Source organism: Pseudomonas sp. NPDC087626 (assembly GCF_044743405.1).
Taxonomy (GTDB): Bacteria; Pseudomonadota; Gammaproteobacteria; order Pseudomonadales; family Pseudomonadaceae; genus Aquipseudomonas.
Genome location: NZ_JBIUWJ010000005.1, coordinates 206,834 through 233,714, shown reverse-complemented (window position 1 = coordinate 233,714; position 26,881 = coordinate 206,834). Strand labels below are relative to the sequence as shown.

Sequence of the window (26,881 nt, the reverse complement as noted above, 5' to 3'; positions counted from 1 at the left end):
CATTCACTTGCCAGGCAAGGTCGGTATCGTTTCACGATCAGGCACCCTGACCTACGAAGCTGTGAAGCAGACTACTGACGCCGGTTTCGGTAAGTCGACTTGCGTCGGCATCGGTGGTGACCCGATCCCGGGTTCGAACTTCATCGACATCGTGAAGCTGTTCCAGGAAGACCCGAAGACCGAAGCGATCGTGATGATCGGCGAGATCGGCGGTTCGGCTGAAGAAGAAGCGGCTGCCTACATCAAGGCACACGTGACCAAGCCGGTTGTTTCCTACATCGCTGGTGTGACTGCTCCTCCGGGCAAGCGCATGGGCCATGCTGGCGCAATCATCTCTGGCGGCAAAGGCACTGCAGACGAGAAGTTTGCTGCCCTGGAAGACGCAGGCGTGAAAACCGTGCGTTCGCTGGCAGACATCGGCAAGGCTTTGTCCGAGCTGACCGGTTGGGCTGTCAAGTAAGCCTCGCGCTTAGCTGACGCTTTACCAGACAAAGGCCACCTTCGGGTGGCCTTTGTCATTTCCGGGATTTGTGTTGACCGTGCGGACGCCATCGCGAGCAAGCTCGTTCCCACAGGGATTTGTAGTGCACATTCGATTTGATTCACACCGCAAAAACTGTGGGAGCGAGCTTGCTCGCGATGACGGACTTACAGACACCAACCATTTACATGCATAAACGCGACACGAAAATGTCGTAGATCGGATAGTTCGCCCTTTAACAGTGCGTTTTCCTGCCGAATTCGTTAGGCTACTCGCCATTTTTGCGTCTGCGTCCCACAAGGTTGCTGCGCGCTAAACGGGTCAGTCCTATACGGACCGACAGCATTTCCCTCACCCTTCAGGGAAATCCCTCTCTAAATTCCGATTCAGTAGTGTGGTATTTCCTTAATGAAAGTGTTGAAAGGCCAGGACATTCTGGCACTTGGTTTTATGACGTTTGCCCTGTTCGTCGGGGCTGGCAACATCATCTTCCCGCCTATCGTCGGTTTGCAGGCCGGACCACATGTCTGGATGGCGGCGCTGGGTTTTCTGATTACCGCGGTAGGTTTGCCGGTGATCACCGTTGTCGCGCTGGCCAAGGTCGGGGGGGCGATGGACGCCCTGAGCAGTCCGATCGGTAAAGTCGCTGGTGGCATACTGGCGGCTGCCTGCTACCTCGCCGTGGGCCCGCTGTTTGCCACCCCGCGTACCGCCACCGTGTCTTTTGAAGTAGGCCTGGCGCCACTGACCGGCGAAAGCCCGCTGGCGCTGTTCCTCTACAGCTCGGTGTACTTCCTGCTGGTGTTCTTCATTTCCCTGTACCCGGGTCGCCTGCTGGACACCGTGGGTCGTTTCCTCGCTCCCCTGAAGATCATTGCCCTGGCAGTGCTCGGGATCGCCGCATTCGCCTTGCCGGCCGGGGATATCGGGCACGGCACGCCAGAATACGTGGCGGCACCGTTCTCCCAGGGCTTCATCAATGGTTACCTGACCATGGATACCCTGGGCGCCCTGGTGTTTGGCATCGTTATCGTCAATGCCATTCGTTCCCGTGGCGTCGAGTCGCCTGCGCTGATTACCCGGTACGCGATCATTGCCGGGCTGATTGCCGGCGTGGGCCTGGCCCTGGTGTATGTCAGCCTGTTCCGTCTCGGTTCCGGCAGTCATGAAGTGGCTGTCGGCGCGACCAATGGCGCGGCGGTATTGCACGCTTACGTGCAGCACACCTTCGGTTCGCTGGGCAGTGGTTTCCTGGCGGTGCTGATTTCCCTGGCGTGCCTGGTGACTGCGGTCGGCCTGACCTGTGCCTGTGCCGAGTACTTCAGCCGTGTCCTGCCACTGTCCTACAAGACCCTGGTGATCATCCTCGCGGCATTCTCCCTGCTGGTGTCCAACCTGGGCCTGACCAAGTTGATTGCGTTCTCGATCCCGGTCCTGACCGCGATCTACCCGCCGTGCATCGTGCTGGTGGCCCTGAGCTTCTGCAAAGACTTCTGGCACGAGCACAGCCGCATCCTCGGTCCGGTGATGCTGGTGTCGTTCCTGTTCGGCCTGATCGACGCGCTCAAGGGCGCTGGCCTGGCTGACTGGATGCCGACTCAACTGACCCACTTGCCGCTGGCCGAGCAAGGCCTGGCATGGCTGGTGCCGTGCGTCTTCACCCTGGTGGTAGCGGTGGCTTGCGACCGCCTGCTGGGCAAGCGCGACGAAGCCCTGGCGTAACTGACGCCGCCCGTCACAAGCGGGCTGGCGCGAAACACCGAAATGCCCCGTATCGATCGATGCGGGGCATTTTTTATGGGCGCATAGCCGTGCCTTTTTCCCTGAGTTAACGTCGAACATCTAACTTGCAGGAACATGGCATGCCCGCGATGACGATCTCCAGGACGGCATCGCGGGCAAACCATGCTCCTGCGGGTTTAATCAACGTCTCCAGGGAATTACATGTCGTTCATCCATGCCAATCTGATCCATCTGCTGGCCGCGCTCTGGTTTGTCATCTGCTGGGGTGGCTACACCCGTTATGCCAGTTGGAAGGGGCGCGACACGGCGTGCCTGGCCAGCGTGTTGCACCTGTACCGTGAAGACTGGATGCGCCGCATGCTGCTGCGCGACAACCGCATTGCCGACGCCAGCGTGATTGGCAATCTGGAGCGCAACGCGTCGTTCTTTGCCTCCAGCACCCTGATTATTCTCGCCGGTATTCTCACGGTACTCGGCGCATCCGAGCGCGCGGTGTCGTTGCTGGCTGATATTCCGATGGTGCAACAGGCCTCCCAGGGCATGTCGGAGATCAAGTTGCTGTGCCTGGCGCTGGTATTTGTCTATGCCTTCTTCACGTTCAGTTGGTGCATGCGCCAGTACAACTTCGCTGCGATCCTGGTGGGTTCGGCGCCCATGGTTGGTGAGCGCCATGTCTCGGAGCAGGAGCGCAAGGCATTTGCCGCGCGGGCGGCGCGGGTGATTTCGATGGCCGCCAACCAGTTCAACTTCGGCCTGCGCTCTTATTACTTCGGCATGACCATGCTGGCCTGGTTTGTCAGCCCCTGGTTGTTCATGTCGATGAGTGCCGGGGTGGTGTTTGTGTTGTATCGCCGGGAGTTTCATTCCGACGTTCTAGAGGTCATGGTCTATACCCCTACTGAGGCGCCATTGCCCGAGGCCAATAAAGAGGTGAGCTGATGAGTATTGCGTTCTGGTGCGTATTGATCAGTGCCTTGCTGATTTTTGTCGCGCGTGTGCCGGTGACCAAGGCCATGAAAGAGCAGGGCGGCTACAACAATCACCTGCCGCGCCAGCAACAGGCGCAGTTGAGCGGCTTGGGTGCCCGGTCGCTGGCGGCCCACCAGAACAGTTTTGAGGCGTTCATCCTGTTTGCGGTGGGGGTGTTGATGGCGCACACCACGCAGACGGCGGGATGGCTGATCGACGGGCTGGCAATGGTCTTCGTGATTGCCCGGGTGATCTATTTGCTGTGCTACTGGGCTGACCTTCCCTGGCAGCGCAGCCTGGTGTGGTGTATCGGCCTGGTCTGTTCATTGCTGCTGATGCTCAGCCCGACATTCAAGAGCGTGCTGCTCTAATACGTTTGCAACGCGCACAATAAAGCCCGCACTTGGCGGGCTTTATTGTGCAGCGCTAAAACCATTAATTGGTTTTTGGAGCGGCTTCTTCGGCAGCGGCTTTGTTCGATTCAGCCTGAGCTTTGGCAGCTTCGGCGTTTTCTTTCGCAGCGTCGTTCACTTTATCCTGAGCTTTGCTCATGTCCTGCTGAGCTTGCTCGGCATGTTTGGTAGCATCTTGAGCTTTGTCCTCGGATTTTTTATCGCAGGCAGCGAGACCGAGGGAAGCGGTCAACATCAAGGCAATAGCTAAAGTCTTACGCATGGGGTGTTTCTCCTTATGGAAAATGTCTACTTGGCCTTTCGAGCACAGCCTGAGGGGTTAAGTTCCATGTTTCCCACAGATATATAAGTTTATTCTTGTGGGAACTTTTCCTTACGTCCATAACAGCTAAGCAACAACACTAATCAGAGCCTATAGCGAATGTCGGATAACCCCATTTTTGAGCGTGCGATGCGCTTTTTATCGGCCCTGCGTCATTGTCAGGTCCTCGGTTTGCATGTGCACAGCGCCAGCCAGGACGGTATGACCATCACCTTGCCCTACAGCCCGCAGATCGTCGGTAATCCGCAGACCGGGGTGATTCACGGTGGCGCCATTACCTCCCTGATGGACACCGCCTGCGGCATGGCCACCCTGTGTGTGCTGCCGGAGTTCGAAGTGTGCCCGACCCTCGACCTGCGCATCGACTACATGCACCCGGCCGAACCCCACAAGGATGTGTACGGCTTTGCCCAGTGCTACCGGGTGACCACCGATGTGATCTTTACCCGCGGCTTTGCCTATCAGGACGATCCGCAGCAGCCAATCGCCCATGTAGTCGGGACGTTCATGCGCATGGGCAAAGGGATCAAGGGCACCAAGGGCTTCGGCGGTTCGATGAGTGGTGGGCAACAATGAACGATGACTTCAAGACTCAATTGCAGCAGGCCCACGAGCGTGGTGACTATGCCTCGCTGCTGCACCTGATCCCGTACGCCAAGCTGATTGGCGTTGAATGCTCGCGCCTGGGCGATGAGTTGCTGTTTCGCCTGCCGGCGAACAAGGACAACATTGGCAACCCGCTATTGCCGGCAATTCACGGCGGGGTGATTGCGGGTTTCATGGAGCTGGCTGCAGCCCTGCACCTGGTGGTGTTCACCGGCTCGCCGGGAGTGCCGAAGATCATCGACTTTTCCCTCGACTACCTGCGTGCCGGGCAGTTTCGCGATACCTATGCCAAATGCCAGGTGTGTCGGCAGGGTCGGCGCGTCGCCAACGTGGCGATAACCGCGTGGCAGAGCACTGAAGCCGAACCGATTGCCACGGCGCGGGCGCATTTCAAGATCGAGGAAACACCCAGCCCTTGAAATCCTCGGTGGCGCCCCCAACTTGAATGACATCCCGCCGCCACCCTTCAGGGCGCGGCCACTGCCATCCAATCGGAGTTTGATGACCATGAGCGTGGAAACTCAAAAGGAAACCCTGGGCTTCCAGACCGAGGTAAAGCAACTGCTGCACCTGATGATCCATTCGCTGTACTCCAACAAGGAAATTTTCCTTCGCGAACTCATCTCCAACGCCTCTGACGCTGTCGACAAATTACGTTTCGAAGCCCTGTCCAAGCCTGAGTTGCTAGAAGGCGGCGCGGAACTGAAAATCCGTGTGAGCTTCGACAAAGACGCCAAGACCGTCACCCTCGAAGACAACGGCATCGGTATGAGCCGCGAAGATGCGATCACGCATCTGGGCACCATCGCCAAGTCCGGCACCGCCGATTTCATGAAGCACCTGACGGGCGACCAGAAGAAAGATTCGCACCTGATCGGTCAATTCGGTGTGGGTTTCTACTCCGCGTTCATCGTTGCCGACCAGGTTGAAGTGTTCAGCCGCCGTGCTGGCCTCGCCGCGAGCGAAGGCGTGCACTGGTCGTCCAAGGGCGAAGGCGACTTCGAAGTCGCGACCATTGAGAAAGCCGAGCGCGGTACCCGCATCGTCCTGCACCTGAAATCCGCTGAAGACGAGTTCGCCGATGGCTGGCGCCTGCGCAACATCATCAAGAAGTACTCCGACCACATCGCGCTGCCGATCGAACTGCCGAAAGAAGTCACGGCGGCCGAAGGTGAAGAGCCGCCTGCGGTTGAATGGGAAACCGTCAACCGTGCCAGCGCGCTGTGGACGCGTCCGCGTACCGAGATTAAGGACGAGGAATACCAGGAGTTCTACAAACACATCGCCCACGATTTCGAGAATCCGCTGAGCTGGAGCCACAACAAGGTCGAAGGCAAGCTGGAATACAGCTCGTTGCTCTACGTGCCGGCCCGTGCTCCGTTCGACCTGTACCAGCGTGAAGCGCCTAAAGGCCTGAAGCTGTACGTGCAGCGGGTGTTCGTCATGGACCAGGCTGAGTCGTTCCTGCCGCTGTACCTGCGTTTCGTCAAGGGTGTGGTCGATTCCAACGACCTGTCGCTGAACGTGTCGCGGGAAATCCTGCAGAAAGACCCGATCATCGATTCGATGAAGTCGGCGCTGACCAAGCGCGTGCTGGATATGCTGGAAAAACTGGCGAAGAACGATCCTGAGCAATACAAAGGCTTCTGGAAAAACTTCGGCCAGGTGATGAAAGAAGGCCCGGCCGAAGATTTCGCCAACAAAGAGAAGATCGCTGGCCTGCTGCGCTTTGCCTCTACCCAGGGTGAAGAGGGCGAGCAAGTGGTTTCCCTGGCCGAGTACCTGGCACGCGCCAAGGAAGGCCAGGACAAGATCTACTACCTGACCGGCGAAACCTACGCACAGGTCAAGAACAGCCCGCACCTGGAAGTCTTCCGCAAGAAAGGCATCGAAGTGCTGCTGCTGACCGATCGCATCGACGAGTGGTTGATGAGCTACCTCAGTGATTTCGACGGCAAGAGCTTTGTCGACGTGGCGCGTGGCGACCTGGACCTGGGTAACCTGGATTCGGCCGAGGACAAGCAAGCGGCGGAAGAAGTCGCCAAGTCCAAGGAAGGCCTGGTTGAGCGTCTGAAAACCGCGCTGGGTGACGCTGTTGCCGAGGTGCGGGTTTCCCATCGCCTGACCGATTCGCCGGCGATCCTGGCCATCGGTGAGCAGGACCTGGGCCTGCAGATGCGTCAGATCCTTGAAGCCAGCGGGCAGAAGGTTCCGGACTCCAAGCCGATCTTCGAATTCAACCCGGCTCACCCGCTGATCGAGAAGCTCGACGCGGAGCAGAGTGACGAGCGGTTCGGTGATCTGTCGCACATCCTGTTCGATCAGGCGGCCCTGGCGGCCGGCGACAGTCTCAAGGATCCGGCCGCTTATGTGCGCCGGCTGAACAAGCTGCTGGTTGAGCTGTCGGTGTAAACAGGTTGTAGAAAAACCCGCTTCGGCGGGTTTTTTCATTGTGGCGTTTATTGACGGGAGTGAGTCATGAGTCAAATCACTGTGCGTTCCGTGGCCTATCAGATTGATGGCCAGCCATACGAAAGTCGCCTGGCGTTCGATGCCGCTCACTCAGGTCCGCGTCCGGGCCTGTTGATGGCGCCGAACTGGATGGGCGTTGGTGCGGGTGCCGAGGAGATTGCCAAGGCGGTCGCGGCCAAGGGCTATGTGGTGCTGATTGCCGACCTCTATGGTCAGGCGGTTCGACCGCAGGACAACGATCAGGCGGGGGCGGCGATGATGCCGCTGAAGAATGACCGGCCGTTGCTGCGCAAGCGTATGCAGGTGGCGTTCGAGCAGTTGCAGGGCCAGGGTGAGGCGGCGGTCGATGTCTCTCGGCTGGCGACGTTCGGTTTCTGCTTTGGCGGCTGCTGTGCGTTGGAGTTTGCCCGCACGGGGGCGCCGGTGAAGGCGGCTGTGTCGTTCCACGGTACGCTGGATACGCCGGATGCCAGCGATGCGAATAACATCAAGGGCTCGGTGTTGGTGCTGCACGGGGCGTCTGACCCGTTGGTGCCCAAGGAGCAGTTGCCGGCCTTCGAGGCCGAGATGAATGCGGCGGGTGTGGATTGGCAGTTGTTGAGTTATGGCGGGGCCTTTCACTCGTTTACCGATCGGCATGCCAATGTGCCGGGGATGATGATGTATGACGCCAAGGTGGCGGGGCGGGCGTTTAGGTCGATGCATGATTTGTTGGATGAGGTGTTTGCGGGGTAGGGGATTGGGGGCATCGCCCTCCGGGTGGATCAAGATCAAAAGCCAGGGCACGGCGACCTACCCGTCGGCCTGCTTTCCTGCGCTGGAATATCTCTGTGGGAGCGGGCCCGCGATGGCGGCTTGCTCCACACCAAAGCTCTCGGTGTAACCCCCCCAATCCTCTCGCAGCTGCCGAGCCCGCGAGGCTGCGTTCGAGGACGCAGTCCTCGCAGCGCATCCCACAAAAAACCTGCCCGCCTCAGCCTCTGCCTTTGGGTAACTCAATTCTCTCGCTTTCCCCCGGAACACTTGGCCAGTCACCTGCTGCCCAGCGCCGGCGCGCTTCTTCGATGGCGCTCGGGTCGCTGGCAACGAAGTTCCAGTTGATCCGGCGTGGGCCGTCCATGGGGGCGCCGCCGAAGAGGATGGCGTGACAGTCGCTCTCGGCGAACAGGGTCATTGTTTCGCCGCTTGGCAGGATCACCAGCGAGTGGGGTTCGATGGGCTGGTCGTTGAGCTGGGCGTCGCCGCTGAGGATGTAGAGCGCGCGTTCTGTGTGTTCGGTGGGGATCAGCAGGGTGGTCGCGGTTTGCAGTTGCAGTTCCGCGTACAGGGTCGGGGAGAGTATGGGGACCGGGGACTCAAGGCAGAAGCCGGTGCCGGCGATCATGCGGATTTTTACTCCCAGGTTATCGCTGACCGGCAGGCTGGCGGCCGGGTGGTGGCTGTAGTGGCCTGGGCCTTGTTCGTGTTCCTTGGGCGAGGCCAGCCAGATTTGCAGGCCGTGCATGGTGAAGTCCTGGTCCCACAGCTCGGCGGGCGTGCGTTCGACGTGGGCGATGGCGCTGCCGGCGGTCATCCAGCTGACGTCACCGGCCTGGACGAGTTGCTCGGAGCCCAGGCTGTCCTTGTGCAGGAGTTGGCCTTCGAACAGGTAGGTCAGGGTCGACAGGCCGATGTGCGGGTGTTGGCGGATGTTCATGCCGTGGCCGGCCGGGTAGCGGGTGTGGAGCATGTGGTCGAAAAACACGAAAGGCCCGACGCTGCGGCATTTGGCCGAGGGCAGCGGGCGCAGGATCGGTTGGCCTTCGACCTCTTCGGGGCGCGGGCGGATCACGAGCGGAGCGGTCATGGGGCATTCCAGGCTGTACGAAAGATGCCGTTGAGCATAACCCGCACAGCCGGCACTTGCCGCTATTGGCTGAAGGCGCCTTCGGAAAGGTGGGTTTCGATGCTCACTTCGCTGGTGGTCATCAGCTTGTGGATTGGGCAGCGATCGGCCACCCGGTGCAGTTCGTCACGCTGGGCATCGGTGAGCACGCCCTTGAGGGTCAGCTTGACGTGCAGAGCGTACTTGCCTTTCTGCTCTTCGCTGTTGTCGTGCTTGACCTCGACCGTGACGCCGGTCAGCGGGATGCCTTTTTTCTGTGCGTACAGCTTCAGGGTCAGCGCCTTGCACGCCCCGAGTGCAGCGTCGAAGTAATCGTGGGGCTCAGGCGCGGAGCCTTCGCCGCCTGCGGATACCGGGACATCGGCAAACAGTTCATGCTCATCGATCTGCACGCTGTGGCGAAAACCTTCACTGGATTCAGTATTGACGGTAATGGTCATGGGTTACCTCTCTGGCAGTGGGAGACGACGGAAAAACACCCTGCAGTTATAGAGCATTCGCGCAATCAGGCGTTCCACTTTCTTTATCGCTGAACCCTTGGGCTTGGCGCGGGGTCTATCCTGTTCATCTGTTGGGGAGCGCGCGCGTGTCTTTGAAACCCTGGAATACTGCCTGGTTGCTGGTGCTGCTCAGCGGGCTGGCGGACGCCCGTGAGTACGCCTATAGCGATGCACACCTGCACTATGTGGATTTTTTCCAGGAAACCGCCGGCATGCCGAAACTGCTCAAGGCGATGGCGGACAATCGCATTGAGCATGTGATGATTTCCGGGGTCCCGGTGGCGAAGAAGTGGCATGAAGACGAGCCCAAGCGCCCGCGCTATTACGCCGGGGATGATGCCGATGCCTACTGGTACAGCGCCACTGATGTGATTGTCGCCGCCGCGGTGAACAAGCTGACCCCCGAACAGCGCCAACAGTTTCATCCGTTCCTCTCAGGCTTCAATCCCAATGACAAGAACTCTGAGGCGCATATCCAACGCATGCTCGACCTCAATCCCGGCTTGTGGCAGGGCATAGGCGAGGTGTTTACCCGGCATGACGACTTGACCGCCCTGACCTCCGGCGACACGCCGCGAGCGAACAACGAGGCCATGACGCGGATTTACCACTTGGCGGCGGAGAACGACTTGCCGGTGCTGGTGCATTCCAACATCACTTCCAAGCGCGAGAAAAACCCGCTGTACCTGGCCGAGATCGAAGAGCCGCTGCGCAATCATCCCCATACCCGGTTTATCTGGGCGCACGCTGGCACCAGCCTGGAAATCCATCGGCATCAAACCCAGCTGGATTTCCTGCTGCCGACCCTGACGCGGCTGCTCGAAGCGTACCCCAATCTGTTCATCGACCTGTCCTGGAGCGTGCTCACGCCTTATCTGCTGGATGAGGCGGGGCAACCTCGCCCGGAATGGGTAAGCCTGGTGACGCGCTTCCCTGAGCGTTTCATGCTGGGTTCCGACGTGGTCGGGCGCTTCAAGACCCTGGGCAAACAAATGCACGGCTTTACCCCCTTTCTTGATGCCTTGCCGCCCGAGGTCGCGCGCCGGGTGGCGCGAGACAACTTCCTGGCGGTCCTGCCGCGTACGGTGACGCAAGGGGCGCGCTGAGTGGCGGTTTGTCATCAGCCTGTCACCCAGGTGTCATACCCTCGCGCCCATCTCAATCAAGGAGCGCGATATGTCCCTCACTCGTTTATCTGCATTGGCGGCGCTGATGCTGCTCAGCGGCCTGGCCAGCGCCGAGGTCAGCGTGCAAGGTCCAGTGGAATATGGTGTGTTCGAAGGGGCCAAGGCCGATCTGCAGTCAGGGGAGCGGGTGTTGCGGCGCAGCAACGAGTCGATCCGCCAGACCGAAACGGTGCCAGCCAAGTTGGGCACCAAGTTCGGTATCCGCTATCAGTTGGCCGGCAAGGCGGTCGAGGGGCAGCCGCTGACGTTGCTGTACTTTACCCCGGGCATTCGCACCCCCGACGGCGTGCGTCACGACAAGCTGGAGGTGGTCCAGAAGCTGCTGCCGGGTGCCCCGCAGGATGTGATGGCCTATGAATTCACCGAGAGCCACGAAGTGGTGCCGGGCGAATGGCGCTTCATGGTGTTCCAAGGCGATCGTTTGCTGACGCAGCAAAGTTTCACCGTGCGCTAAGCCGCAATCGCAGACAAAAAAACGCCCCGAACCAGTCGGGGCGTTTTTTATGCGGCGGTGCAGCGGGGTATTACTTACCCTGCCAGCGCTGCAGGACCAGGGTGGCGTTGGTGCCGCCGAAGCCGAAGCTGTTGCTCATCACGGTGTTGAAGGCTACGTCTTCACGGGTCTTGGTCAGGATTGGCATGTCGGCCACTTCCGGATCCAGCTCGTCGATGTTGGCCGAACCGGCCATGAAGTTGCCTTCCATCATCAGCATGCAGTAGATCGCTTCGTGAACGCCGGCGGCGCCCAGGGAGTGACCCGACAGGCTCTTGGTGGAGCTGATGGCCGGTGCCTTGGCGCCGAACACTTCACGCACACCTTTCATTTCCATGACGTCGCCGACCGGAGTCGAGGTGCCGTGGGTGTTCAGGTAGTCGATCGGTGCATCAACGGTGGACATCGCCATCTGCATGCAGCGGATGGCGCCTTCGCCGCTTGGTGCGACCATGTCGTAGCCGTCGGAGGTCGCGCCGTAGCCGACGATTTCCGCGTAGATCTTCGCGCCACGGGCCAGAGCGTGCTCCAGCTCCTCAACCACGACCATGCCGCCACCGCCGGCGATGACAAAACCGTCACGCTTGGCGTCGTAGGCACGGGAGGCTTTTTCCGGGGTTTCGTTGTACTGGCTGGACAGTGCGCCCATGGCGTCGAACAGGAACGATTGGCTCCAATGCTCTTCTTCACCGCCGCCGGCGAACACGATGTCCTGCTTGCCCATCTGGATCTGTTCCATGGCGGTACCGATGCAGTGAGCACTGGTGGCGCAGGCAGAAGCGATGGAGTAGTTCAGGCCCTTGATCTTGAACGGAGTGGCCAGGCACGCGGAAACGGTGCTGCTCATGGTCCGCGTTACGCGGTATGGGCCGACGCGCTTGACGCCTTTCTCGCGCAGGATATCCAGCGCTTCCATCTGGTTCAGGGTCGATGCGCCACCGGAGCCGGCGATCAGGCCGGTACGCGGGTTGGACACTTGCTCTTCGGTCAGGCCGGAGTCAGTGATGGCGTCTTTCATGGCCAGGTAGGCGTAAGCCGCCGCATGGCCGACGAAGCGATAGATCTTGCGATCGATCAGTTCTTCGAGGGGCAGGTCAATGGAGCCGGAAACCTGGCTACGCAGACCCATTTCGGCATATTCCGGGTTGAACCGGATGCCAGGGCGGCTTGCACGCAGGTTAGCGGAGACGGTCTCTTTGTCATTGCCCAGGCACGAAACGATGCCCAGACCAGTGATAACGACGCGGCGCATGCGGATAACCCTTAGAAGTTGTCAGTGGAGGTGAAAACGCCGACCCGAAGGCCTTCGGCGGTGTAGATCTCGCGGCCGTCAACGCTGACCGAACCATCGGCGATGGCCAGGTTCAGTTTGCCTTTGAGTACACGCTTGATCTGAATGTTGTAGGTGACTTTCTTGGCGGTCGGCAGGACCTGGCCAAAGAACTTCACTTCGCCCGAACCCAGGGCACGGCCGCGGCCTGGCAGGCCTTGCCAGCCGAGGAAGAAGCCGACCAGTTGCCACATGGCGTCGAGGCCCAGGCAGCCCGGCATCACCGGATCACCTTCGAAGTGGCAGGCGAAGAACCACAGGTCCGGAGTGATATCCAGCTCTGCGACCAATTCACCTTTGCCGTACTTGCCACCCTCTTCGCTGATATGGGTGATGCGATCCACCATCAACATGTTCGGGGCGGGCAGTTGCGCGATACCTCGGCCGAACAGCTCACCGCGACTGCAGCGCAGCAGGTCTTCCCGAGTAAAGGCGTTTTGTTTGGTCATGCGAGCTCCTCAATAGTCCCATGCGGCAGGTGGGGCAAATCTTCCCGGCCGATCAAAGCATTCATGCCTTGAACCGGCAGCCTACTCATAGACTATTGCGTTGTGGTGAAAGTCACAGGACAAGGGACATGAATGTACACTTGTGCACTGAAATTATTATTCAAGCCCAAAATCGAGCCTGTCGAGGTGACTAAGACTGCCGCACTTTCGGTTTTCGCGCCAGTCGCAGATGCTCGATTAGGCGGTACTACTGCAGCCAACGCTGGAGAATTTGCTGCAGATCAGTACGTTTGAAAGGCTTGGCCAGGTAATCGTTCATTCCCGCCGCCAGGCAGGCCTCGCGGTCACCCTGCAAGGCGTTGGCCGTCAGGGCGATGATCGGCACTTCGCCGCAGCCGGGCAGTTGCCGGATCTGTCGCGTGGCTTCGTAGCCATCGATGATCGGCAACCGGCAGTCCATCAGGATCGCCTCGAAAATCAGGCTTTCGGCGCTGCGTACCGCCTGTGCGCCGTCGGTGGCGACGCTGACGGTGAAGCCCAGGCTGCGTAGCATGGCCTCGATCACGGTCTGGTTGACCGGGTTGTCCTCCACCAGCAACACATTGCGCCCTTCGCCATTGCCGCTCGGCACCCGCGCGGCAGGCGCCGGTGTGGGCAAGGTCTGGCGCGACAAGGCCAGGGGCATTTCCAGGGTAAAGACCGAGCCCTGGCCCTCCACGCTTTGCGCGCGCAGGGTGCCGCCCATGCGTTCGGCCAGGGTGCGGGCGATCGGCAGTCCCAGGCCGGTACCGCCATAACGCCTTGAAATCGAACTGTCGGCCTGCTGGAAGGCGTTGAACATCTGCTCCAGGTTGTCCGGGGAGATGCCGATGCCGCTGTCGCGCACCGTGCAGGTAAACCACAGCAGTTCGTGGTCCAGCGACTGCCACTGCGCCTGGATTGACACCTGGCCGTGCTCGGTGAATTTCAGGGCATTGCCGATCAGGTTGACCAGGATCTGCCGGATACGTGTCGGGTCGCCCTGCACGTTCAGGGCCGGCATGCCGTCGGCCAATTGCAGCTGCAGGTTCAGGCCGCGTTGCTGCGCACTGTGGGCGAACGCCTGGGCGCAACTGTTGATCAGGTCGGCGAGGTTGAACGGGATGTGCTCCAGTTCCAGGGGGGCTCGTTCGATGCGCGAGAAATCCAGAATGTCGTTGATCACCTTGAGCAAATGCTCGGTGGACTCCGACGCCAATGCGGCGTACTCGACTTGCTCGTCGGTCATCTGGGTGGTTTCCAGAAGCTGCAACATGCCCAGCACGCCATTCATGGGGGTGCGCAGTTCGTGGCTCATCATCGCCAGGAAGTCGGATTTGGCGCTGTTGGCCTTTTCCGCCTCTTCACGGGTCTGGATCAGTTGCGCCATGGCCTGCTGCTGTTCACGGCTGGCGTGCTCCAGGCCATCGGCCAGGTTGTTGATATGCCGCGACAGGCTGCCCAACTCCGCATCGTCGACGATCGGCAGCGGGGTGCTGTAGTCGCCTTGTTGGATGGCCTTCACCGCGTTGCCCATGGCACTGATGGGTTCCGACAGGCTGGCGGCCAGGCGCCGGGCCAGGAGGAAGGTAAAGAGCAGGGCGAACAGCGCCAGGATGCCCGCCTTGAGCACAATCTCCTGTTGGCGCTGACTGAAGGCATCGTTGGACATGCCAACGATCACCCGCCCCAGATAGTCTTCAGTGATGCCGCTGGGCGGGGGCGCGGCCTGCAGGAAGTCGTCATTGAGCTGGATGCGTTGCAGGCGCACCGGTGCCTGGAATACCTCGATCTGCTGTGGCTGTCCGCGGGAAAGCGACGGTTGCTCGACGTACACCAGGACGTTGTTGGCACTGTCCTGGACCTGCAGGAAACGCACGTGAGGGGTGGCCAGCGTGGCCTTCATCAGGCTCTCGAGCACCTCCTTGTTGCCGGAAATCACCCCATATTCGGTGGCCGGGGCCAGTTGATTGGCCACCAGTTGGCCAGTGTGATTGAGTTCCTGGCGCAAGTCCTGGATGCGCACGAAGGTAAAGAAGCTGATCAGCAGCAGGGTCAGCAGCAGTGCCGGGCCGAGGCTGATGACCTGGGTGCGGGTATTGATGCCCCAGTGGCGGCGGAAGGTCATGGCCAGGTGTCTCCTTCGGCCAACTGGATAGCCACCGCCACGGGGTCGATCTGTTCAAGGCCCAGGGAGCGCGCGACTTGCGGGTTGGTGGCGACCTTGAAGCGCGTGGGGTAGAGGCTGCGTGGCCAACTGGCCGGCGGACGGTCGAGCAACTCGTCGAGGATCGCCAGCCAGTCACTCTGGTCGCTGTAGCTGCTGGCCAGGCTGCCGGCCTTGACGAACCCGGCATTCGGTCCGATCAGCGCCCGTTGCTGGCCATAGCTGCTGAGCAACAGGTTTTTTGCGGTTTTCGGGTTGTACAGTTCGGGGTCGTCGAGACCCAGCAGCACGTCGCTGTTTTTCAGTAGCGTTTGCAGGGGCCGGCTGTCACTGGTGTTGTCCCAGCGCTCGGCGACGACTTCCATGCCCAGGCGATGGGCGGCGCCGTGCAGCTCCTTGAGCAGGAACTCGCTGTCCTTGCCGAACAACACGCCAATGCGCCTGGCTTGCGGTAGCAGGCTACGGGTCAGGCGCAACTGGCGGCTGAGCGGTGGATCACTCCACAGCAGGCTCAGGTGCAGAGGACGGGTGTCGCCCACGCGTTGATTGGCTTGCAGGCGGCTGATCCGCAGCACCAGGGTGGGAGGGCCTTGATGGTCTTGCAGGCGCCAGTCGAGGCTGGCCAGGTCGAGCAGAATCAGGCGGGTGGTACAGGGGATGCGGGCGGGCGGCGGCAACTCGCGCAATGGCATGAAGCGCACAGTGTCTTTGGGCCGCTGCTGGGCCAGGGCCTGGGTAAAGGCCTGCACGCCGGGACTGTCTTCGGCCCCCGTCAGGAGGATATCGGCTGCCCGCACGGGGAGGGCGGCCAGGCAGCCGAGCAGCAGCAGCCCCAGGCAACGAAGCAGGTGGTTCAGCAGGCTGGTCGACATACGCGCAAGAACCATCTCAGAACACCAGCTCGGCGCTGAAGTACAGCACGTGGCGTGAGTCGTAGTAATTGTCGGCGAAGGTGTTGGGCTGATTGTCCAGGCGTTGTTGCAGGGTGCCGGCCAGCTCCAGGCTGGCCTTGCCCAGGGCGATGCGTTTGGCCAGGCGCGAGTCGAGCCGTTCGAAACGGTAGCCATTGAGGGCGTCGTCGCCGTAGTAGAACAGCGCGCTGTTCCAGCCGTTGCCCCAATCGCGCAGCCAGCCGGCGGAGCCACTGTTGCGCGCGGTCAGTTGCTGGTCCTGGGGGCTGCTGGCCTCGGCGTCGACATAGGCGTAGGTCAGGCGTAACCGGTCGACAGCACTCAGGCGCCAGTCGAGCTGGGTTTCCGTACCTTGAAAGCGAGCGGTGTTGGAATTGCTGGCAATGAACTGATTGTTGCGCAGCGACTCGCTGATCATCCCGGTGATCTCGTCGTGGAACAGCTTGACGTCGAGGTTCAGGCCCAACTGGGCGAAATAGCCGTTGTAGCCGAGTTCGCGCGAGCGCATGTGTTCCTGCTCGAGATCGCCGGGACCGCGGGTCTTGACGAAATAACGGGCGTTGGGCCTGCCGTAGGCCGTGGGGTTGAGCCCGGTCACCCGATAGCTCCAATTGACGTTGTTCTCGAACATGTCGGGCGAGCGCACGGCTTCGGAGTACACCGCGCGCAGGCCATGGCGCGGGTTGATCAGGTAGTTGATCGCGAAGCGCGGGGTCAGCGAGTCACCGATCAAACGGGTTTTTTCGTACATTGCACCGCCCTGCAGTAGCCAGTGCTCGGTGGCACGCCACTCCAACTGGCCGAACAGGCGCGAGGTGGTGTCATCGAGGGTGCCATTGAAGTAGGTCTCGGAGTCGGCCCGGTCGTAACGATAGTTCAAGCCGCTGACCAGGCGCAGACTATCGGACAGGCTCAGGGTGTCCTGCAGTTCCAGGTCGTAGCGCGATTCCCGGGTGCTTTGGTCGATGTTGCCGCAGACGGTCCGATTGGCGCCGCCTCGCCACTGCGCCAGGGCCTGGTTGGCCAGTGCCTCCTGCTCTGGCGTCGAGCTTGGGGCACCGCTGGCGGTGAAGCTGTCCATGTTGCGCGCCAGGCGCTCGGTGTAGTTCGGGTCCAGTTGCCAGAGCTCCGCCAGTTGCGGGCTGAACGATATTTCGGCATCACAGGCGCGCCAGGTTTGCTGGCGATCCCAGTGCTGTGCCGTGCCCTGGACATAGAGGCTGTGCTCGGGGTTCAGGTCGAGGTTCCAGCGCAGGGAGGTGGAATAATTCTTGGCGCTCACGTCGGAATTGTTTCCGGCGGCGGTAATCCCGGGGAATACCGGACGGTAGGTATAGGGCCGCTGATTGCTGCCGTCCTTGGCGTTGAGCTGCCAGTCGAGGCTGTGCTGTTCGTCGAGTGTCTGGCTGATGGCCAGGTTGACCCGGTCCAGGCGCCGGCTGTCGTGGTAGTCCGCACCCCGCTGGTCGGAGTCGAAGCCGTCGTCTTCCTGGCCCGACAACGACAGGCGCAGGTCGCCACTGCCCCAGCCGGTGCCGTGGCTGGCGTACCAGTCATTGATCCCGCGCTGGCCGCGGGTGACTTTGACCCGTGTGCCATGGCTGTTGGCCGGGGCGCGGGTAATGATGTTGACCACGGCCATCAGGGCATTGGCGCCGTAGCTGACGGTGTTGGGCCCGCGAAACACCTCGATGCGCTCAACGTCTTCCAGCGCTACCGCGATATCGCTCCAGTCCACCGTTGCCAGGCCGGCGCGGTACACCGAGCGCCCATCGATCAGTACTTGCATGCGCCGCGCCTGACTGGCATTGCTGCCGTGGTAGTTGACCACCGCCTGGTTGCCGTTGATGTTGCCCACCATCATCCCCGGTACCAGCCGCAACAGCTCGCTGATGTCCCGCGCGCCGCTGGCCTTGATCAGTTCGCTGTCGAGCACGCTCATGCTGCCCGGCACGGCGGCGGGCGACTGTTTGAGTCGGGTGGCGGTCAGCACTTGTGGCAGCGGCAGGTTTTCCAGGAACAGGTCATCGGCCAGCAAGGTGTCGCTGAACAGCAACGCCAGGGCCAGCGAAGAATGGAGGGGGGAGGGACCAGCAACCACGGAACAGCCTTGATACCGTTTGGATGGGGCGCATGTTAACCGAGCTGGTCGAGTTTTCCAGTCACGATGTCAGCGTTTTCCTTCGTTTTGTTGTCTAGCGTCCTACTGATGTCGGTAATTGTTCGGGGGGCTGGTCGATGCACGGCCGCCCCGTATAATGCTGTCATCGCCATTGCAATGGATTAATGGACTACATATGAATGAACAGCGCCCGATTGCGGTCCTGGGGGGCGGGAGTTTTGGTACCGCTGTGGCAAATCTGCTGGCTGAGAACGGTCATGCGGTTCGCCAATGGATGCGCGATCCCGAGCAGGCCGAGGCCATTCGAGTCAACCGCGAGAACCCACGCTACCTCAAAGGTATCAAGGTGCATCCGGCCGTGGAGCCGGTCACCGATCTGCAGGCCACCCTCGACGATTGTGATCTGAGTTTTGTCGCACTGCCGTCCAGCGCCCTGCGCTCGGTGCTGGCACCCCATGCCGAGCGCCTGAGTGGCAAGTTCCTGGTGAGCCTGACCAAAGGCATTGAGGCGCAAAGCTTCATGCTGATGAGTGAGATCCTCGAGGAAATCGCTCCGCAAGCGCGTATCGGGGTGCTCTCCGGGCCGAACCTGGCCCGTGAAGTCGCCGAACACGCCCTGACAGCCACGGTGGTGGCCAGTGAGGACGAAGAGCTGTGCCAGCGCGTACAAGCCGCGCTGCACGGCCGGACCTTCCGCGTCTACGCCAGTGCAGACCGTTTTGGGGTCGAGTTGGGTGGCGCGCTGAAAAACGTCTACGCGATCATCGCCGGCATGGCCGTGGCGCTGGGCATGGGGGAAAACACCAAGAGCATGTTGATCACCCGGGCGCTGGCGGAAATGACCCGTTTTGCGGTGAATCGTGGTGCCAACCCGATGACGTTCCTCGGTCTGGCCGGGGTCGGCGACTTGATTGTCACCTGCTCTTCACCCAAGAGCCGCAACTATCAGGTGGGTTTTGCCCTGGGCCAGGGCTTGAGCCTGGAGGATGCGGTGAACCGCCTGGGCGAGGTCGCCGAGGGCGTCAACACCCTCAAGGTGCTCAAGGCCAAGTCCCAGGAAGTCGGAGTCTATATGCCGTTGGTCGCCGGCCTGCACGCCATTCTGTTTGAAGGGCGCACGCTGGAGCAGGTGATTGAACTGCTGATGCGTGGCGAGCCGAAAACCGATGTCGATTTTATCTCCACCAGCGGTTTCAACTGAGCCCTCGATTGACGGGGGCAGGGAGCAAGACATGAACGAACCCAAAGTAGAAGCCAGGTACGAGTCGATCCTCCTGCGGGTGCTGTGGATGCTGGTGTTTGTGCTGGTGTGGCAGGTGGCGCAATTCATTCTCGGCGCCGTGGTGCTGGTGCAACTGGTCTACCGCCTGATTTATGGTGCCCCGAGTGCCGGGCTGATGAACTTCGGTGACAGCCTCAGCCAGTTCCTCGCGCAGATCGGCCGTTTCGGCAGCTTCCACAGCGACCAGAAACCCTGGCCGTTTGCCGACTGGCCAACCCCGCGCACCCCGGAAGGCGAGGCCCCGCACACAGTGGCGCCAGCACCACATCCGGTCCGTGATGAGGAGCCAAAACTATGAAAGTCTGGGTGTTGCGCCATGGTGAAGCCCAGCCCTATGGTTCGCGTCCGGACTCGGAGCGGGCATTGACGCCCCACGGCTGCGAGGAAGCCTTGCGCAGTGCCGCCCGGTTGATCGGCGAACCGCTGACCGCGATCTACGCCAGCCCCTATCTGCGCGCCCAGCAAACGGCACAACTGGTGCGCGAGGCCCTGGGTTTCGTGCCAGACATTCGCACCGTCGAATGGCTGACCCCCGACAGCCGCCCGCAAGCCGTGGCCGAGCAACTGGCCTCGGTGGACAACGTGCTGCTGGTCAGCCACAACCCGTTGGTGGGCAATCTGCTGGGGTTTTTGCAGCACGGTCATGTGCAGGAGCCTGTGGCCGTGCGCACGGCAGGCCTGGCGGAACTCGAAGGCGAGTGGCCGCTGGCCGGGCTGATGAAGCTCAACAGCCTCAAACACCCGTAATACCCCGGCGCTCAGGGGCGGGGTTTTTTGTTTGAAATAGACAACCAAGCAATCGCTTGGTTGGTCTACGCTTGCGGCGACACCGAACAAAAACAGGAGCGCATTCCATGCCCGCCGCTTTTCGTTTGCCGCTGCAAGTGTTCTACGAGCGTGAAGCCCGTCACCCGCGCCAGCGGTTCATGGTCCAGCCGACCGGGGGTGGCCAGGTCGAGACGCTGACCTGGGCCGATGTCGGTCACCAGGCTCGTTGCGCCGCGCACTGGCTGCGCGCCCGGGAATTGCCCCAGGGCAGCCACATTGCTCTGATCTCGAAAAACTGTGCGCACTGGATCATCGCTGACCTGGCGATCTGGATGGCCGGGCATGTGTCGGTGCCGCTGTACCCCAACCTGACGGCCGAGTCGGTGGCCCAGGTGCTGGAGCACTCGCAGGCGGCCCTGGCATTCATCGGCAAGCTGGATGACTGGCCAGGCATGTCCAAGGGCGTCAGCGCCGACCTGCCCACCATCAGCCTGCCACTGTGCCCCGCGGCGACGTTTGACTACAGTTGGGCCGACCTGCAGCGCAGTTCACCGATCCAGGACAACCCGACGCCGGATGCCGACGAGTTGGCGACCATCATCTATACCTCCGGCACCACTGGCCTGCCCAAAGGGGTGATGCACAGCTTTGCCAACCTCGGCTTTGCCGCCACCCATGGCACCCAGTTGTTCAACCTCACTGAGTCGGATCGACTGTTGTCGTACCTGCCGCTGTGCCATGTCGCCGAACGCATGTTTGTCGAAATGGCATCGATTTATACCGGGCAAACAGTGTTTTTTGCCGAGAGCCTCGACACCTTCCTGGTCGATTTGCAGCGCGCCCGGCCCACGGCGTTGTTTGGCGTGCCGCGGATCTGGACCAAGTTCCAGATGGGGGTCTACAGCAAGATCCCGGCCCGACGCCTGGATTTTTTGCTGGGTCTGCCGATCATCGGCAAGCGGGTCGGGCACAAGGTGCTGGCCGGCCTGGGCCTGGATGCCTTGCGCATTGCCCTGTCCGGCGCTGCACCGGTGCCCTTGGCCCTGCTGCATTGGTACAAGCGCCTGGGACTGGATGTGCTGGAGGTCTACGGGATGACCGAAAGTTGCGGTTATTCGCATATCTCCCTGCCGGGCCAGCAACGCCCCGGCTGGATCGGCAAACCGTGCCCTGAGGTGCAAGTGCGCATCGACACAACGGGCGAGGTGCAGGTGCGCAGCGGCGCCACCATGCAGGGCTATTTCAAGGAGCCGCAGAAAACCGCCGAGACCATTACCGAAGATGGATTTCTGCGCACTGGCGATAAGGGCGAGCAGGACGCCGAGGGTTATTTGCGCCTGACCGGACGGCTCAAGGAAATCTTCAAGACCAGCAAGGGCAAGTACGTGGCCCCGGCACCGATCGAGAACCGCCTGGCGGTGCACTCGCGCATCGAGCAAGTGTGTGTGGTTGGCGACGGCCTGAGTGCGCCGTTGGGCCTGTGCGTGCTGTCGGCGGTGGGACTGCAGGATGCCGCCAGCGCGGCGCGAAATGCCCTGCATGCGAGCCTGGAAAGCCTGCTCGAAGAGGTCAATGGCGCCCTCGACAAACATGAGCGCCTGCGCCAGTTGGTGGTGGTCAAGGACAGCTGGGCGGTGGAGAACGGCTTTCTGACCCCGACCCTGAAGATCAAGCGCAACGTGATCGAGGCCACCTACGGTGCGCGCTTCGAGGAATGGAGCGCGCGCAGCGAAGCGGTGCTGTGGCAGGATTGAGGCAAACAACAGCAATAAGGGACCAAGAGATGAGTCTGTGGCGTACTGCTCCAAACATTGAACAACTGAATGCGATTCAGAAAAACACCATTGGCGAAGTGCTGGATATTCGTTTTGAGTCGTTTGACGAGCAATCGCTGACCGCCAGCATGGTGATCGATCACCGCACCCATCAGCCCTACGGCTTGTTGCATGGCGGCGCCTCCGTGGTGCTGGCCGAGTCGGTTGGCTCGATGGCCAGTTACCTGTGCATCGATGCGAGCAAGTTCTATTGCGTTGGCCTGGAAATCAATGCCAACCACCTGCGAGGGCTGCGCAGCGGGCGGGTCACGGCGGTGGCCAGGCCGATCCACATCGGGCGTACCACCCACGTCTGGGACATTCGCCTGAGCAGCGATGAAGGCAAGGCCAGTTGCGTGTCGCGCCTGACCATGGCGGTGGTGCCGCTGGGTGAGGCACCTCCAGCACGCTGATCCGCTGCTGCTGGGGCGTGGGCGATCTACATAACCATGGCCTGACTGTCACCCTTCCTGGCAGTTACGGTCATTGCCCCGGACCTGGGTCTTGCGGACAATCAACCCTTGATTTTGTTTATGGATATGTCGTTATGCCGCAGCAGATTTTTTTCGCCCATGCCAATGGCTTTCCTTCAGGCACCTACGGCAAGTTGTTTGCCGCACTTGCGCCGGAGTATCAAGTCGCGCATCTGCAGCAGCACGCCCATGACCCACGGTTTCCGGCGGACGACAACTGGTTCAACCTGGTGGACGAGTTGATCCATCACCTGGAGCAGCAACCAGGCCCGGTGTGGGGGGTGGGGCATTCCTTCGGCGGCGTCCTGCACCTGCACGCCGCATTGCGTTGCCCGCAGTTGTACCGCGGGGTGGTGATGCTTGATTCGCCCGTGCTGACCCGTACCGATCAGTGGGTGATCCGCGCGGCCAAGCGTTTTGGTTTAATCGACCGCCTGACCCCCGCCGGCCGCACCTTGGGGCGCCGGGAAGAGTTTGCCGACCTCGAGGCCGCCCGGCATTACTTTGCCGGCAAGAGCCTGTTCCGCGGTTTCGACCCGGAGTGTTTCGACGCCTACCTGCAACATGGTTTGCACAAGGTCGGCGATCGTTTGCGGTTGCGTTTTGACCCGGCCACCGAGATCAGTATCTACCGGGGGGTGCCGCACACCAGTCCTGGTCGTACGCGTCAGTTGCAGGTGCCGCTGGCGGTGGTGCGTGGGCGGCAGAGCCGGGTGGTCATGCGTCATCACGCCAGCGCGGTGGCCCGCATGCCCCAGGGCGAGTCCCTGACTGTGCCCGGCGGCCACATGTTCCCCCTCGAGCGGCCACAAGACACCGCCGGATTGCTCAAGGAGCTGTTCCAGCGCTGGGCCGGTCGCAGCGACCGGGAATGCGCGTGAGCAGCGTCACCGAGGTGCGCCTGAACCTGCCGCACATCGAATTGGCGGCCCACCTGTTCGGGCCTGAAGACGGCCTGCCAGTGATCGCTCTGCATGGCTGGCTCGACAACGCCAACAGCTTCGCCAGGCTGGCCCCCCGGCTCAAGGGCTTGCGCGTGTTGGCCCTGGACATGGCCGGGCATGGCCATTCCGGGCATCGCCCCCTGGGGGCCGGTTATGCCCTGTGGGATTACGCCCACGACGTGCTGCACGTTGCCGAACAGATGGGCTGGCACCGATTTGCCCTGCTTGGCCATTCCATGGGGGCGATTGTCTCGGTGGTGCTGGCGGGTGCCATGCCCGAGCGCGTGACGCACCTGGCGTTGATCGACGGGGTGATTCCCCCCACGGCGGAACATGACAATGCTGCCGAGCGCATGGGCATGGCGTTGCAGGCGCAACTGGACCTGCAAGGCAAGCGCAAACCGGTCTACAGCAGCATTGACCAGGCTGTGCAAGTGAGGATGAAAGGCCTGGTGGCGGTCAGTCGTGAAGCGGCTGAGTTGCTCGCCGAGCGCGGGCTGATGCCGGTGCCGGGCGGCTACACCTGGCGCACTGACAGTCGCCTGACACTGCCTTCACCCCTGCGCCTGTCCAGTGAGCAGGCGCTGTCCTTTGCCCGGCGCGTCAGTTGTCCGGCGCACCTGGTGGTCGCGGCCGACGGCATGCTCGGCAAGCATCCCGAGCTGTTGGAGCGTCTACCCTTTAGCCACGAACAGCTGCCAGGCGGGCATCACTTGCACTTGAACGACGAGGAGGGGGCAACCCTTGTTGCAGACTGTTTCAATCGCTTTTTCGCCATTCCTTGACTTGCAGCGGGCAACTGTCGAGGCTGGGCGGGTTGAAATGGGAGACAACCATGATAGATCTCTACACCGCTGCGACCCCTAATGGCCACAAGGTCTCTATCGTGCTCGAGGAACTCGGCATGCCCTACACGGTGCATGCCCTGAGTTTCGACAAGAAGGAACAAAAGGCACCCGCGTTTCTCAAGATCAATCCCAATGGCCGGATTCCGGCGATTGTCGACCGCGCCAACGGCGATTTTGCCGTGTTCGAATCCGGCGCGATCCTGCTCTACCTCGCTGAGCTGAGCGGGCAATTGCTGCCCACCGACCCACAAGGGCGTTCGCGGGTAATCCAGTGGTTGATGTTCCAGATGGGCGGCATCGGCCCGATGCAGGGCCAGGCGAATGTGTTTTTCCGCTACTTTGCGGAAAAGCTGCAGGGCGCCATCGACCGTTACCAGCACGAAACCCGCCGCCTGTACGAGGTGCTCGACAGCCGTCTGGAAACCGTTGAATACCTCGCCGACACCTACAGCATTGCCGACATTGCGACCTATCCGTGGGTGCGTGGCCATGAGTGGTCCGGGGTCTCGGTTGATGGCTTGCCGGCCTTGCAGCGCTGGATGGCTGCCATGGCCGAGCGCCCGGCAGTGCAGCGCGGGTTGTTGGTGCCACAACGCATCGACGACGCCAGTGTCATCAAGGGCGCCCAGGCCATGCTGATCCGATGAGAGTCTCTTCAAGGTTGAAGCGCATGCGTTTTTTCAGTTTGTTCGTACTTGCCTGTTGCAGTTCGTTGGCGTCGGCTGCCGACGTGCCGGGCAGCCAGGATTTGCCGCTGGTGCCACGCATGGCCGATGCGCAAATCGTCGATTATCGTCCGCCCGCCGAGCTGGAGCGGATCTACCCCATGGGTGCGATCCGCAAGATCAGCGGCCAGTTGCGGTTTGACGGGCAAGTCACTGCGCGGGGCCAGATGACCTCGGTGACCTATGAGTTGCCACCGGAACATTCCGCCACCGCTGCCTTCACCGCAGCCCGCGAGGCCTTGCAGAAGCAGGGCGCCGAGCTGTTGTTCTGGTGCCAGGCGCGTGATTGCGGCGAAAGCAGCCTGTGGGCCAACGAAGTCTTCGGCAACGCCAAGCTCTATGGTGCCGATAACGGCCAGGCCTACTTGCTGCTACGCCTGGCTGCACCCCAGGACAACTCATTGGTGGCGCTGTACAGCATCACGCGAGGCAATCGCCGGGCGTACCTGCATGTCGAGCAATTCGACGCCGGTGCCCCCTTGGGTGAGCTGTTGCCTACCTCTGCCACGTTGTTACGGCAACTCAAGGACACAGGCACGCTGGACCTGCCACGCTTGACCGGGGAACCCCAGGCCTCGTGGGTGACGTTGCTGTCCCGTGGCCTGAACCTCGATACCACGTTGCGGGTCAGTGTTTCCGGGGCCCAAGCCGATGCCTGGCGTCAGGCGCTGGTGGCACAGGGCGTGCGCAGTGCGCGGTTGGACCTGGGTGAGGTGAAAGACCCTGGCCTGCATTTCGAACTCTTGCGTTAAGCTCTGTGCAAGCGAACGTGCCTTGGGCCGTTCGCTTGCACTTTTGTCGATTAACCCTGTTCGAGATTTTTCATGCTCAATAACGATCGCCTGTTGGTGCAGATCCTGCTCCTGGTGTTATTCGGTGCCAGTTTCTGGGTGATGGCGCCGTTCTGGTCGGCGCTGTTCTGGGGGGCGGTGCTGGCGTTCGCCAGTTGGCCGTTGATGCGCCTGCTGACCCGTTGGCTCAACGGTCGCGAATCCCTGGCCGCCGCCGTGCTGACCCTGGGCTGGATGGTGCTGGTGGCGGCGCCACTGGTATGGCTGGGTTTCAACCTGGCGGACCATGTGCGCGATGCCACGGTCTTCATCAAGGATGTCCAGGTCGATGGCCTGCCCGAAGCGCCCGTCTGGCTCGGCTCCATTCCCCTGGTCGGGGGACGGTTGGTGGGTATCTGGAACAGCGTCGACCAGCAGGGCGCGGCACTGATGGTGACGGTCAAACCCTATCTGGGGCAGGTCGGCAACTGGTTGCTGGCACGCAGTGCGCAGATCGGTGGCGGTATCCTGGAGCTGACACTGAGCATCGTCTTCGTGTTCTTTTTCTACCGCGATGGCCCGCGGCTGGCGGGTTTTGTCCACCGTCTGCTGGAACGCCTGATCGGCGAGCGGGCCGGTTACTACATCGAGTTGGTGGCCGGCACCGTGCAGCGGGTGGTCAACGGGGTCATTGGCACGGCGGCGGCGCAGGCCGTGCTGGCCCTGATCGGTTTCCTAATCGCCGGTGTGCCGGGGGCGCTGGTGCTGGGCATCGTCACCTTCCTGCTCAGCCTGATTCCCATGGGCCCACCCCTGGTGTGGATTCCGGCCACGGCCTGGCTGGTGTGGAAGGGCGACTACGGGTTTGCAGTGTTCCTCGGTGTCTGGGGGATGTTCATCATCAGTGGCGTCGACAACGTGCTCAAACCCTACCTGATCAGCCGTGGCGGTAACCTGCCGTTGGTGATCGTCTTGCTCGGGGTCTTTGGCGGTTTGATTGCCTTCGGCTTTATCGGCCTGTTCATCGGCCCGACCTTGCTGGCGGTGGCCTATAGTCTGCTGATCGACTGGAGCAACAGCCAGGCACGGGTTGAAGACAAGCGCTGAAAGGGAGGGCGGGCTGACGCGGGTGGCAACGAGCGCGTCAGCTCTTTGAGGCTTTTTTTCAGTCATGGGCACCGTTGATGAT

At 61.4% G+C, this 26,881-nt stretch carries 27 protein-coding genes and 1 pseudogene; 20 read left to right on the top strand and 8 right to left on the bottom strand.

What is annotated here, in order from left to right; all coding sequences use genetic code 11:
* The 4 genes and pseudogenes from ACIOVD_RS06880 to ACIOVD_RS06865 all read left to right on the top strand — a co-directional run.
* Nucleotides 1-460 (top strand): annotated as a pseudogene (locus ACIOVD_RS06880) (succinate--CoA ligase subunit alpha); the annotation flags it as partial.
* Nucleotides 461-889: 429 nt separating this feature from the next.
* Entirely contained in the window at nt 890-2,203 is a 1,314-nt protein-coding gene (brnQ, locus tag ACIOVD_RS06875) for a branched-chain amino acid transport system II carrier protein (protein WP_095167539.1), read from the top strand.
* A gap of 222 nt (nt 2,204-2,425) precedes the next feature.
* On the top strand, nt 2,426-3,163 hold the full coding sequence (locus ACIOVD_RS06870) for a DUF599 domain-containing protein (RefSeq protein WP_095167541.1): 738 nt from the start codon (nt 2,426-2,428) through the stop codon (nt 3,161-3,163).
* Nucleotides 3,163-3,564: an MAPEG family protein gene (locus tag ACIOVD_RS06865; RefSeq protein ID WP_095167543.1), complete on the top strand. Its 402-nt coding sequence runs from the start codon at nt 3,163-3,165 to the stop codon at nt 3,562-3,564. The genes ACIOVD_RS06870 and ACIOVD_RS06865 overlap by 1 nt, the downstream gene beginning before the upstream one ends.
* 64 nt (nt 3,565-3,628) lie before the next feature.
* On the opposite strand, the gene ACIOVD_RS06860 is transcribed toward ACIOVD_RS06865, so the two are convergent.
* Nucleotides 3,629-3,868 carry a hypothetical protein gene (locus ACIOVD_RS06860; RefSeq protein WP_095167544.1) on the bottom strand — a complete coding sequence of 80 codons (240 nt, stop codon included), beginning with the start codon at nt 3,866-3,868 and terminating at the stop codon, nt 3,629-3,631.
* Between the two features lie 159 nt (nt 3,869-4,027).
* On the opposite strand from ACIOVD_RS06860, the gene ACIOVD_RS06855 reads away from it, so the two are divergent.
* The 4 genes from ACIOVD_RS06855 (at nt 4,028) to ACIOVD_RS06840 (ending at nt 7,741) form a co-directional block, all read left to right on the top strand.
* Entirely contained in the window at nt 4,028-4,504 is a 477-nt protein-coding gene (locus ACIOVD_RS06855) for a PaaI family thioesterase (RefSeq protein WP_159994450.1), read from the top strand.
* Complete coding sequence (locus ACIOVD_RS06850) at nt 4,501-4,953, top strand: PaaI family thioesterase (protein ID WP_095167548.1); 453 nt, start codon at nt 4,501-4,503, stop codon at nt 4,951-4,953. Before ACIOVD_RS06855 ends, ACIOVD_RS06850 begins: the two co-directional genes overlap by 4 nt.
* An 88-nt stretch (nt 4,954-5,041) precedes the next feature.
* On the top strand, nt 5,042-6,946 hold the full coding sequence (htpG, locus tag ACIOVD_RS06845) for a molecular chaperone HtpG (RefSeq protein WP_401126771.1): 1,905 nt from the start codon (nt 5,042-5,044) through the stop codon (nt 6,944-6,946).
* Between the two features lie 66 nt (nt 6,947-7,012).
* Nucleotides 7,013-7,741, top strand: coding sequence for a dienelactone hydrolase family protein (locus tag ACIOVD_RS06840; protein WP_401126770.1), 729 nt, complete (start codon nt 7,013-7,015; stop codon nt 7,739-7,741).
* 238 nt (nt 7,742-7,979) lie between these two features.
* On the opposite strand, the gene ACIOVD_RS06835 is transcribed toward ACIOVD_RS06840, so the two are convergent.
* Together ACIOVD_RS06835 and ACIOVD_RS06830 are read right to left on the bottom strand one after the other, a co-directional pair.
* Entirely contained in the window at nt 7,980-8,852 is an 873-nt protein-coding gene (locus ACIOVD_RS06835; protein WP_401126768.1) for a pirin family protein, read from the bottom strand.
* A 62-nt stretch (nt 8,853-8,914) separates the two neighbouring features.
* Nucleotides 8,915-9,331, bottom strand: a complete 417-nt coding sequence (locus ACIOVD_RS06830; RefSeq protein ID WP_095167553.1) for an OsmC family protein — start codon at nt 9,329-9,331, stop codon at nt 8,915-8,917.
* Nucleotides 9,332-9,477: 146 nt separating this feature from the next.
* On the opposite strand from ACIOVD_RS06830, the gene ACIOVD_RS06825 reads away from it, so the two are divergent.
* Both ACIOVD_RS06825 and ACIOVD_RS06820 read left to right on the top strand, forming a co-directional pair.
* Nucleotides 9,478-10,497, top strand: coding sequence for an amidohydrolase family protein (locus tag ACIOVD_RS06825; protein ID WP_237234966.1), 1,020 nt, complete (start codon nt 9,478-9,480; stop codon nt 10,495-10,497).
* 70 nt (nt 10,498-10,567) lie between these two features.
* Nucleotides 10,568-11,032: a DUF3859 domain-containing protein gene (locus ACIOVD_RS06820; RefSeq protein WP_095167555.1), complete on the top strand. Its 465-nt coding sequence runs from the start codon at nt 10,568-10,570 to the stop codon at nt 11,030-11,032.
* Nucleotides 11,033-11,102: 70 nt separating this feature from the next.
* Here the strand turns inward: ACIOVD_RS06820 and fabB are convergent, their stop codons facing one another.
* From fabB to ACIOVD_RS06795, 5 genes are all read right to left on the bottom strand, one after another.
* Entirely contained in the window at nt 11,103-12,323 is a 1,221-nt protein-coding gene (gene fabB / locus ACIOVD_RS06815) for a beta-ketoacyl-ACP synthase I (protein WP_095167556.1), read from the bottom strand.
* An 11-nt stretch (nt 12,324-12,334) separates the two neighbouring features.
* Entirely contained in the window at nt 12,335-12,850 is a 516-nt protein-coding gene (gene fabA, locus ACIOVD_RS06810) for a 3-hydroxyacyl-[acyl-carrier-protein] dehydratase FabA (RefSeq protein ID WP_401126765.1), read from the bottom strand.
* Nucleotides 12,851-13,097: 247 nt separating this feature from the next.
* Nucleotides 13,098-14,996, bottom strand: coding sequence for an ATP-binding protein (locus ACIOVD_RS06805; RefSeq protein WP_401126763.1), 1,899 nt, complete (start codon nt 14,994-14,996; stop codon nt 13,098-13,100).
* Nucleotides 14,993-15,922: an ABC transporter substrate-binding protein gene (locus tag ACIOVD_RS06800; RefSeq protein WP_401126761.1), complete on the bottom strand. Its 930-nt coding sequence runs from the start codon at nt 15,920-15,922 to the stop codon at nt 14,993-14,995. Before ACIOVD_RS06800 ends, ACIOVD_RS06805 begins: the two co-directional genes overlap by 4 nt.
* Before the next feature lies 1 nt (nt 15,923).
* On the bottom strand, nt 15,924-18,047 hold the full coding sequence (locus ACIOVD_RS06795; RefSeq protein ID WP_159994458.1) for a TonB-dependent siderophore receptor: 2,124 nt from the start codon (nt 18,045-18,047) through the stop codon (nt 15,924-15,926).
* Nucleotides 18,048-18,243: 196 nt separating this feature from the next.
* On the opposite strand from ACIOVD_RS06795, the gene ACIOVD_RS06790 reads away from it, so the two are divergent.
* From ACIOVD_RS06790 to ACIOVD_RS06745, 10 genes are all read left to right on the top strand, one after another.
* Nucleotides 18,244-19,269, top strand: a complete 1,026-nt coding sequence (locus tag ACIOVD_RS06790) for an NAD(P)H-dependent glycerol-3-phosphate dehydrogenase (protein ID WP_159994460.1) — start codon at nt 18,244-18,246, stop codon at nt 19,267-19,269.
* 31 nt (nt 19,270-19,300) lie between these two features.
* The gene (locus ACIOVD_RS06785) at nt 19,301-19,648 is read left to right on the top strand and encodes a DUF4389 domain-containing protein (RefSeq protein WP_095167563.1); all 348 of its coding nucleotides are present in this window, start codon (nt 19,301-19,303) and stop codon (nt 19,646-19,648) included.
* Nucleotides 19,645-20,097, top strand: a complete 453-nt coding sequence (sixA, locus tag ACIOVD_RS06780) for a phosphohistidine phosphatase SixA (protein WP_095167564.1) — start codon at nt 19,645-19,647, stop codon at nt 20,095-20,097. The genes ACIOVD_RS06785 and sixA overlap by 4 nt, the downstream gene beginning before the upstream one ends.
* A 107-nt stretch (nt 20,098-20,204) precedes the next feature.
* Nucleotides 20,205-21,872 (top strand): AMP-binding protein, encoded by a 1,668-nt coding sequence (locus ACIOVD_RS06775; RefSeq protein ID WP_401126758.1) that lies wholly within the window; start codon nt 20,205-20,207, stop codon nt 21,870-21,872.
* A gap of 29 nt (nt 21,873-21,901) precedes the next feature.
* A complete protein-coding gene (locus tag ACIOVD_RS06770; protein ID WP_095167567.1) occupies nt 21,902-22,345 on the top strand; it encodes a hotdog fold thioesterase in 444 nt (147 codons plus the stop codon).
* Between the two features lie 134 nt (nt 22,346-22,479).
* Nucleotides 22,480-23,286: an alpha/beta fold hydrolase gene (locus ACIOVD_RS06765; protein ID WP_095167569.1), complete on the top strand. Its 807-nt coding sequence runs from the start codon at nt 22,480-22,482 to the stop codon at nt 23,284-23,286.
* Nucleotides 23,283-24,134 (top strand): alpha/beta fold hydrolase, encoded by an 852-nt coding sequence (locus ACIOVD_RS06760; RefSeq protein WP_401126755.1) that lies wholly within the window; start codon nt 23,283-23,285, stop codon nt 24,132-24,134. Before ACIOVD_RS06765 ends, ACIOVD_RS06760 begins: the two co-directional genes overlap by 4 nt.
* Before the next feature lie 50 nt (nt 24,135-24,184).
* Complete coding sequence (locus ACIOVD_RS06755; RefSeq protein WP_095167572.1) at nt 24,185-24,844, top strand: glutathione S-transferase family protein; 660 nt, start codon at nt 24,185-24,187, stop codon at nt 24,842-24,844.
* Nucleotides 24,845-24,867: 23 nt separating this feature from the next.
* A complete protein-coding gene (locus tag ACIOVD_RS06750) occupies nt 24,868-25,674 on the top strand; it encodes a DUF4892 domain-containing protein (protein WP_095167574.1) in 807 nt (268 codons plus the stop codon).
* Between the two features lie 72 nt (nt 25,675-25,746).
* Nucleotides 25,747-26,799, top strand: coding sequence for an AI-2E family transporter (locus ACIOVD_RS06745; RefSeq protein ID WP_095167576.1), 1,053 nt, complete (start codon nt 25,747-25,749; stop codon nt 26,797-26,799).
* Nucleotides 26,800-26,881: the final 82 nt, after the last annotated feature.

Coding starts and splice junctions, on each gene's coding strand:
- ACIOVD_RS06840 (WP_401126770.1), top strand. CDS start 7,013: ATGAGTCAAATCACTGTGCGTTCCGTGGCCTATCAGATTGATGGCCAG.
- ACIOVD_RS06860 (WP_095167544.1), bottom strand. CDS start 3,868: ATGCGTAAGACTTTAGCTATTGCCTTGATGTTGACCGCTTCCCTCGGT.
- ACIOVD_RS06770 (WP_095167567.1), top strand. CDS start 21,902: ATGAGTCTGTGGCGTACTGCTCCAAACATTGAACAACTGAATGCGATT.
- fabB (WP_095167556.1), bottom strand. CDS start 12,323: ATGCGCCGCGTCGTTATCACTGGTCTGGGCATCGTTTCGTGCCTGGGC.
- ACIOVD_RS06790 (WP_159994460.1), top strand. CDS start 18,244: ATGAATGAACAGCGCCCGATTGCGGTCCTGGGGGGCGGGAGTTTTGGT.
- ACIOVD_RS06850 (WP_095167548.1), top strand. CDS start 4,501: ATGAACGATGACTTCAAGACTCAATTGCAGCAGGCCCACGAGCGTGGT.
- ACIOVD_RS06800 (WP_401126761.1), bottom strand. CDS start 15,922: ATGGTTCTTGCGCGTATGTCGACCAGCCTGCTGAACCACCTGCTTCGT.
- sixA (WP_095167564.1), top strand. CDS start 19,645: ATGAAAGTCTGGGTGTTGCGCCATGGTGAAGCCCAGCCCTATGGTTCG.
- ACIOVD_RS06775 (WP_401126758.1), top strand. CDS start 20,205: ATGCCCGCCGCTTTTCGTTTGCCGCTGCAAGTGTTCTACGAGCGTGAA.
- htpG (WP_401126771.1), top strand. CDS start 5,042: ATGAGCGTGGAAACTCAAAAGGAAACCCTGGGCTTCCAGACCGAGGTA.
- ACIOVD_RS06750 (WP_095167574.1), top strand. CDS start 24,868: ATGCGTTTTTTCAGTTTGTTCGTACTTGCCTGTTGCAGTTCGTTGGCG.
- brnQ (WP_095167539.1), top strand. CDS start 890: ATGAAAGTGTTGAAAGGCCAGGACATTCTGGCACTTGGTTTTATGACG.
- ACIOVD_RS06765 (WP_095167569.1), top strand. CDS start 22,480: ATGCCGCAGCAGATTTTTTTCGCCCATGCCAATGGCTTTCCTTCAGGC.
- ACIOVD_RS06870 (WP_095167541.1), top strand. CDS start 2,426: ATGTCGTTCATCCATGCCAATCTGATCCATCTGCTGGCCGCGCTCTGG.
- ACIOVD_RS06820 (WP_095167555.1), top strand. CDS start 10,568: ATGTCCCTCACTCGTTTATCTGCATTGGCGGCGCTGATGCTGCTCAGC.
- fabA (WP_401126765.1), bottom strand. CDS start 12,850: ATGACCAAACAAAACGCCTTTACTCGGGAAGACCTGCTGCGCTGCAGT.
- ACIOVD_RS06830 (WP_095167553.1), bottom strand. CDS start 9,331: ATGACCATTACCGTCAATACTGAATCCAGTGAAGGTTTTCGCCACAGC.
- ACIOVD_RS06755 (WP_095167572.1), top strand. CDS start 24,185: ATGATAGATCTCTACACCGCTGCGACCCCTAATGGCCACAAGGTCTCT.
- ACIOVD_RS06835 (WP_401126768.1), bottom strand. CDS start 8,852: ATGACCGCTCCGCTCGTGATCCGCCCGCGCCCCGAAGAGGTCGAAGGC.
- ACIOVD_RS06745 (WP_095167576.1), top strand. CDS start 25,747: ATGCTCAATAACGATCGCCTGTTGGTGCAGATCCTGCTCCTGGTGTTA.
- ACIOVD_RS06865 (WP_095167543.1), top strand. CDS start 3,163: ATGAGTATTGCGTTCTGGTGCGTATTGATCAGTGCCTTGCTGATTTTT.
- ACIOVD_RS06855 (WP_159994450.1), top strand. CDS start 4,028: ATGTCGGATAACCCCATTTTTGAGCGTGCGATGCGCTTTTTATCGGCC.
- ACIOVD_RS06805 (WP_401126763.1), bottom strand. CDS start 14,996: ATGACCTTCCGCCGCCACTGGGGCATCAATACCCGCACCCAGGTCATC.
- ACIOVD_RS06785 (WP_095167563.1), top strand. CDS start 19,301: ATGAACGAACCCAAAGTAGAAGCCAGGTACGAGTCGATCCTCCTGCGG.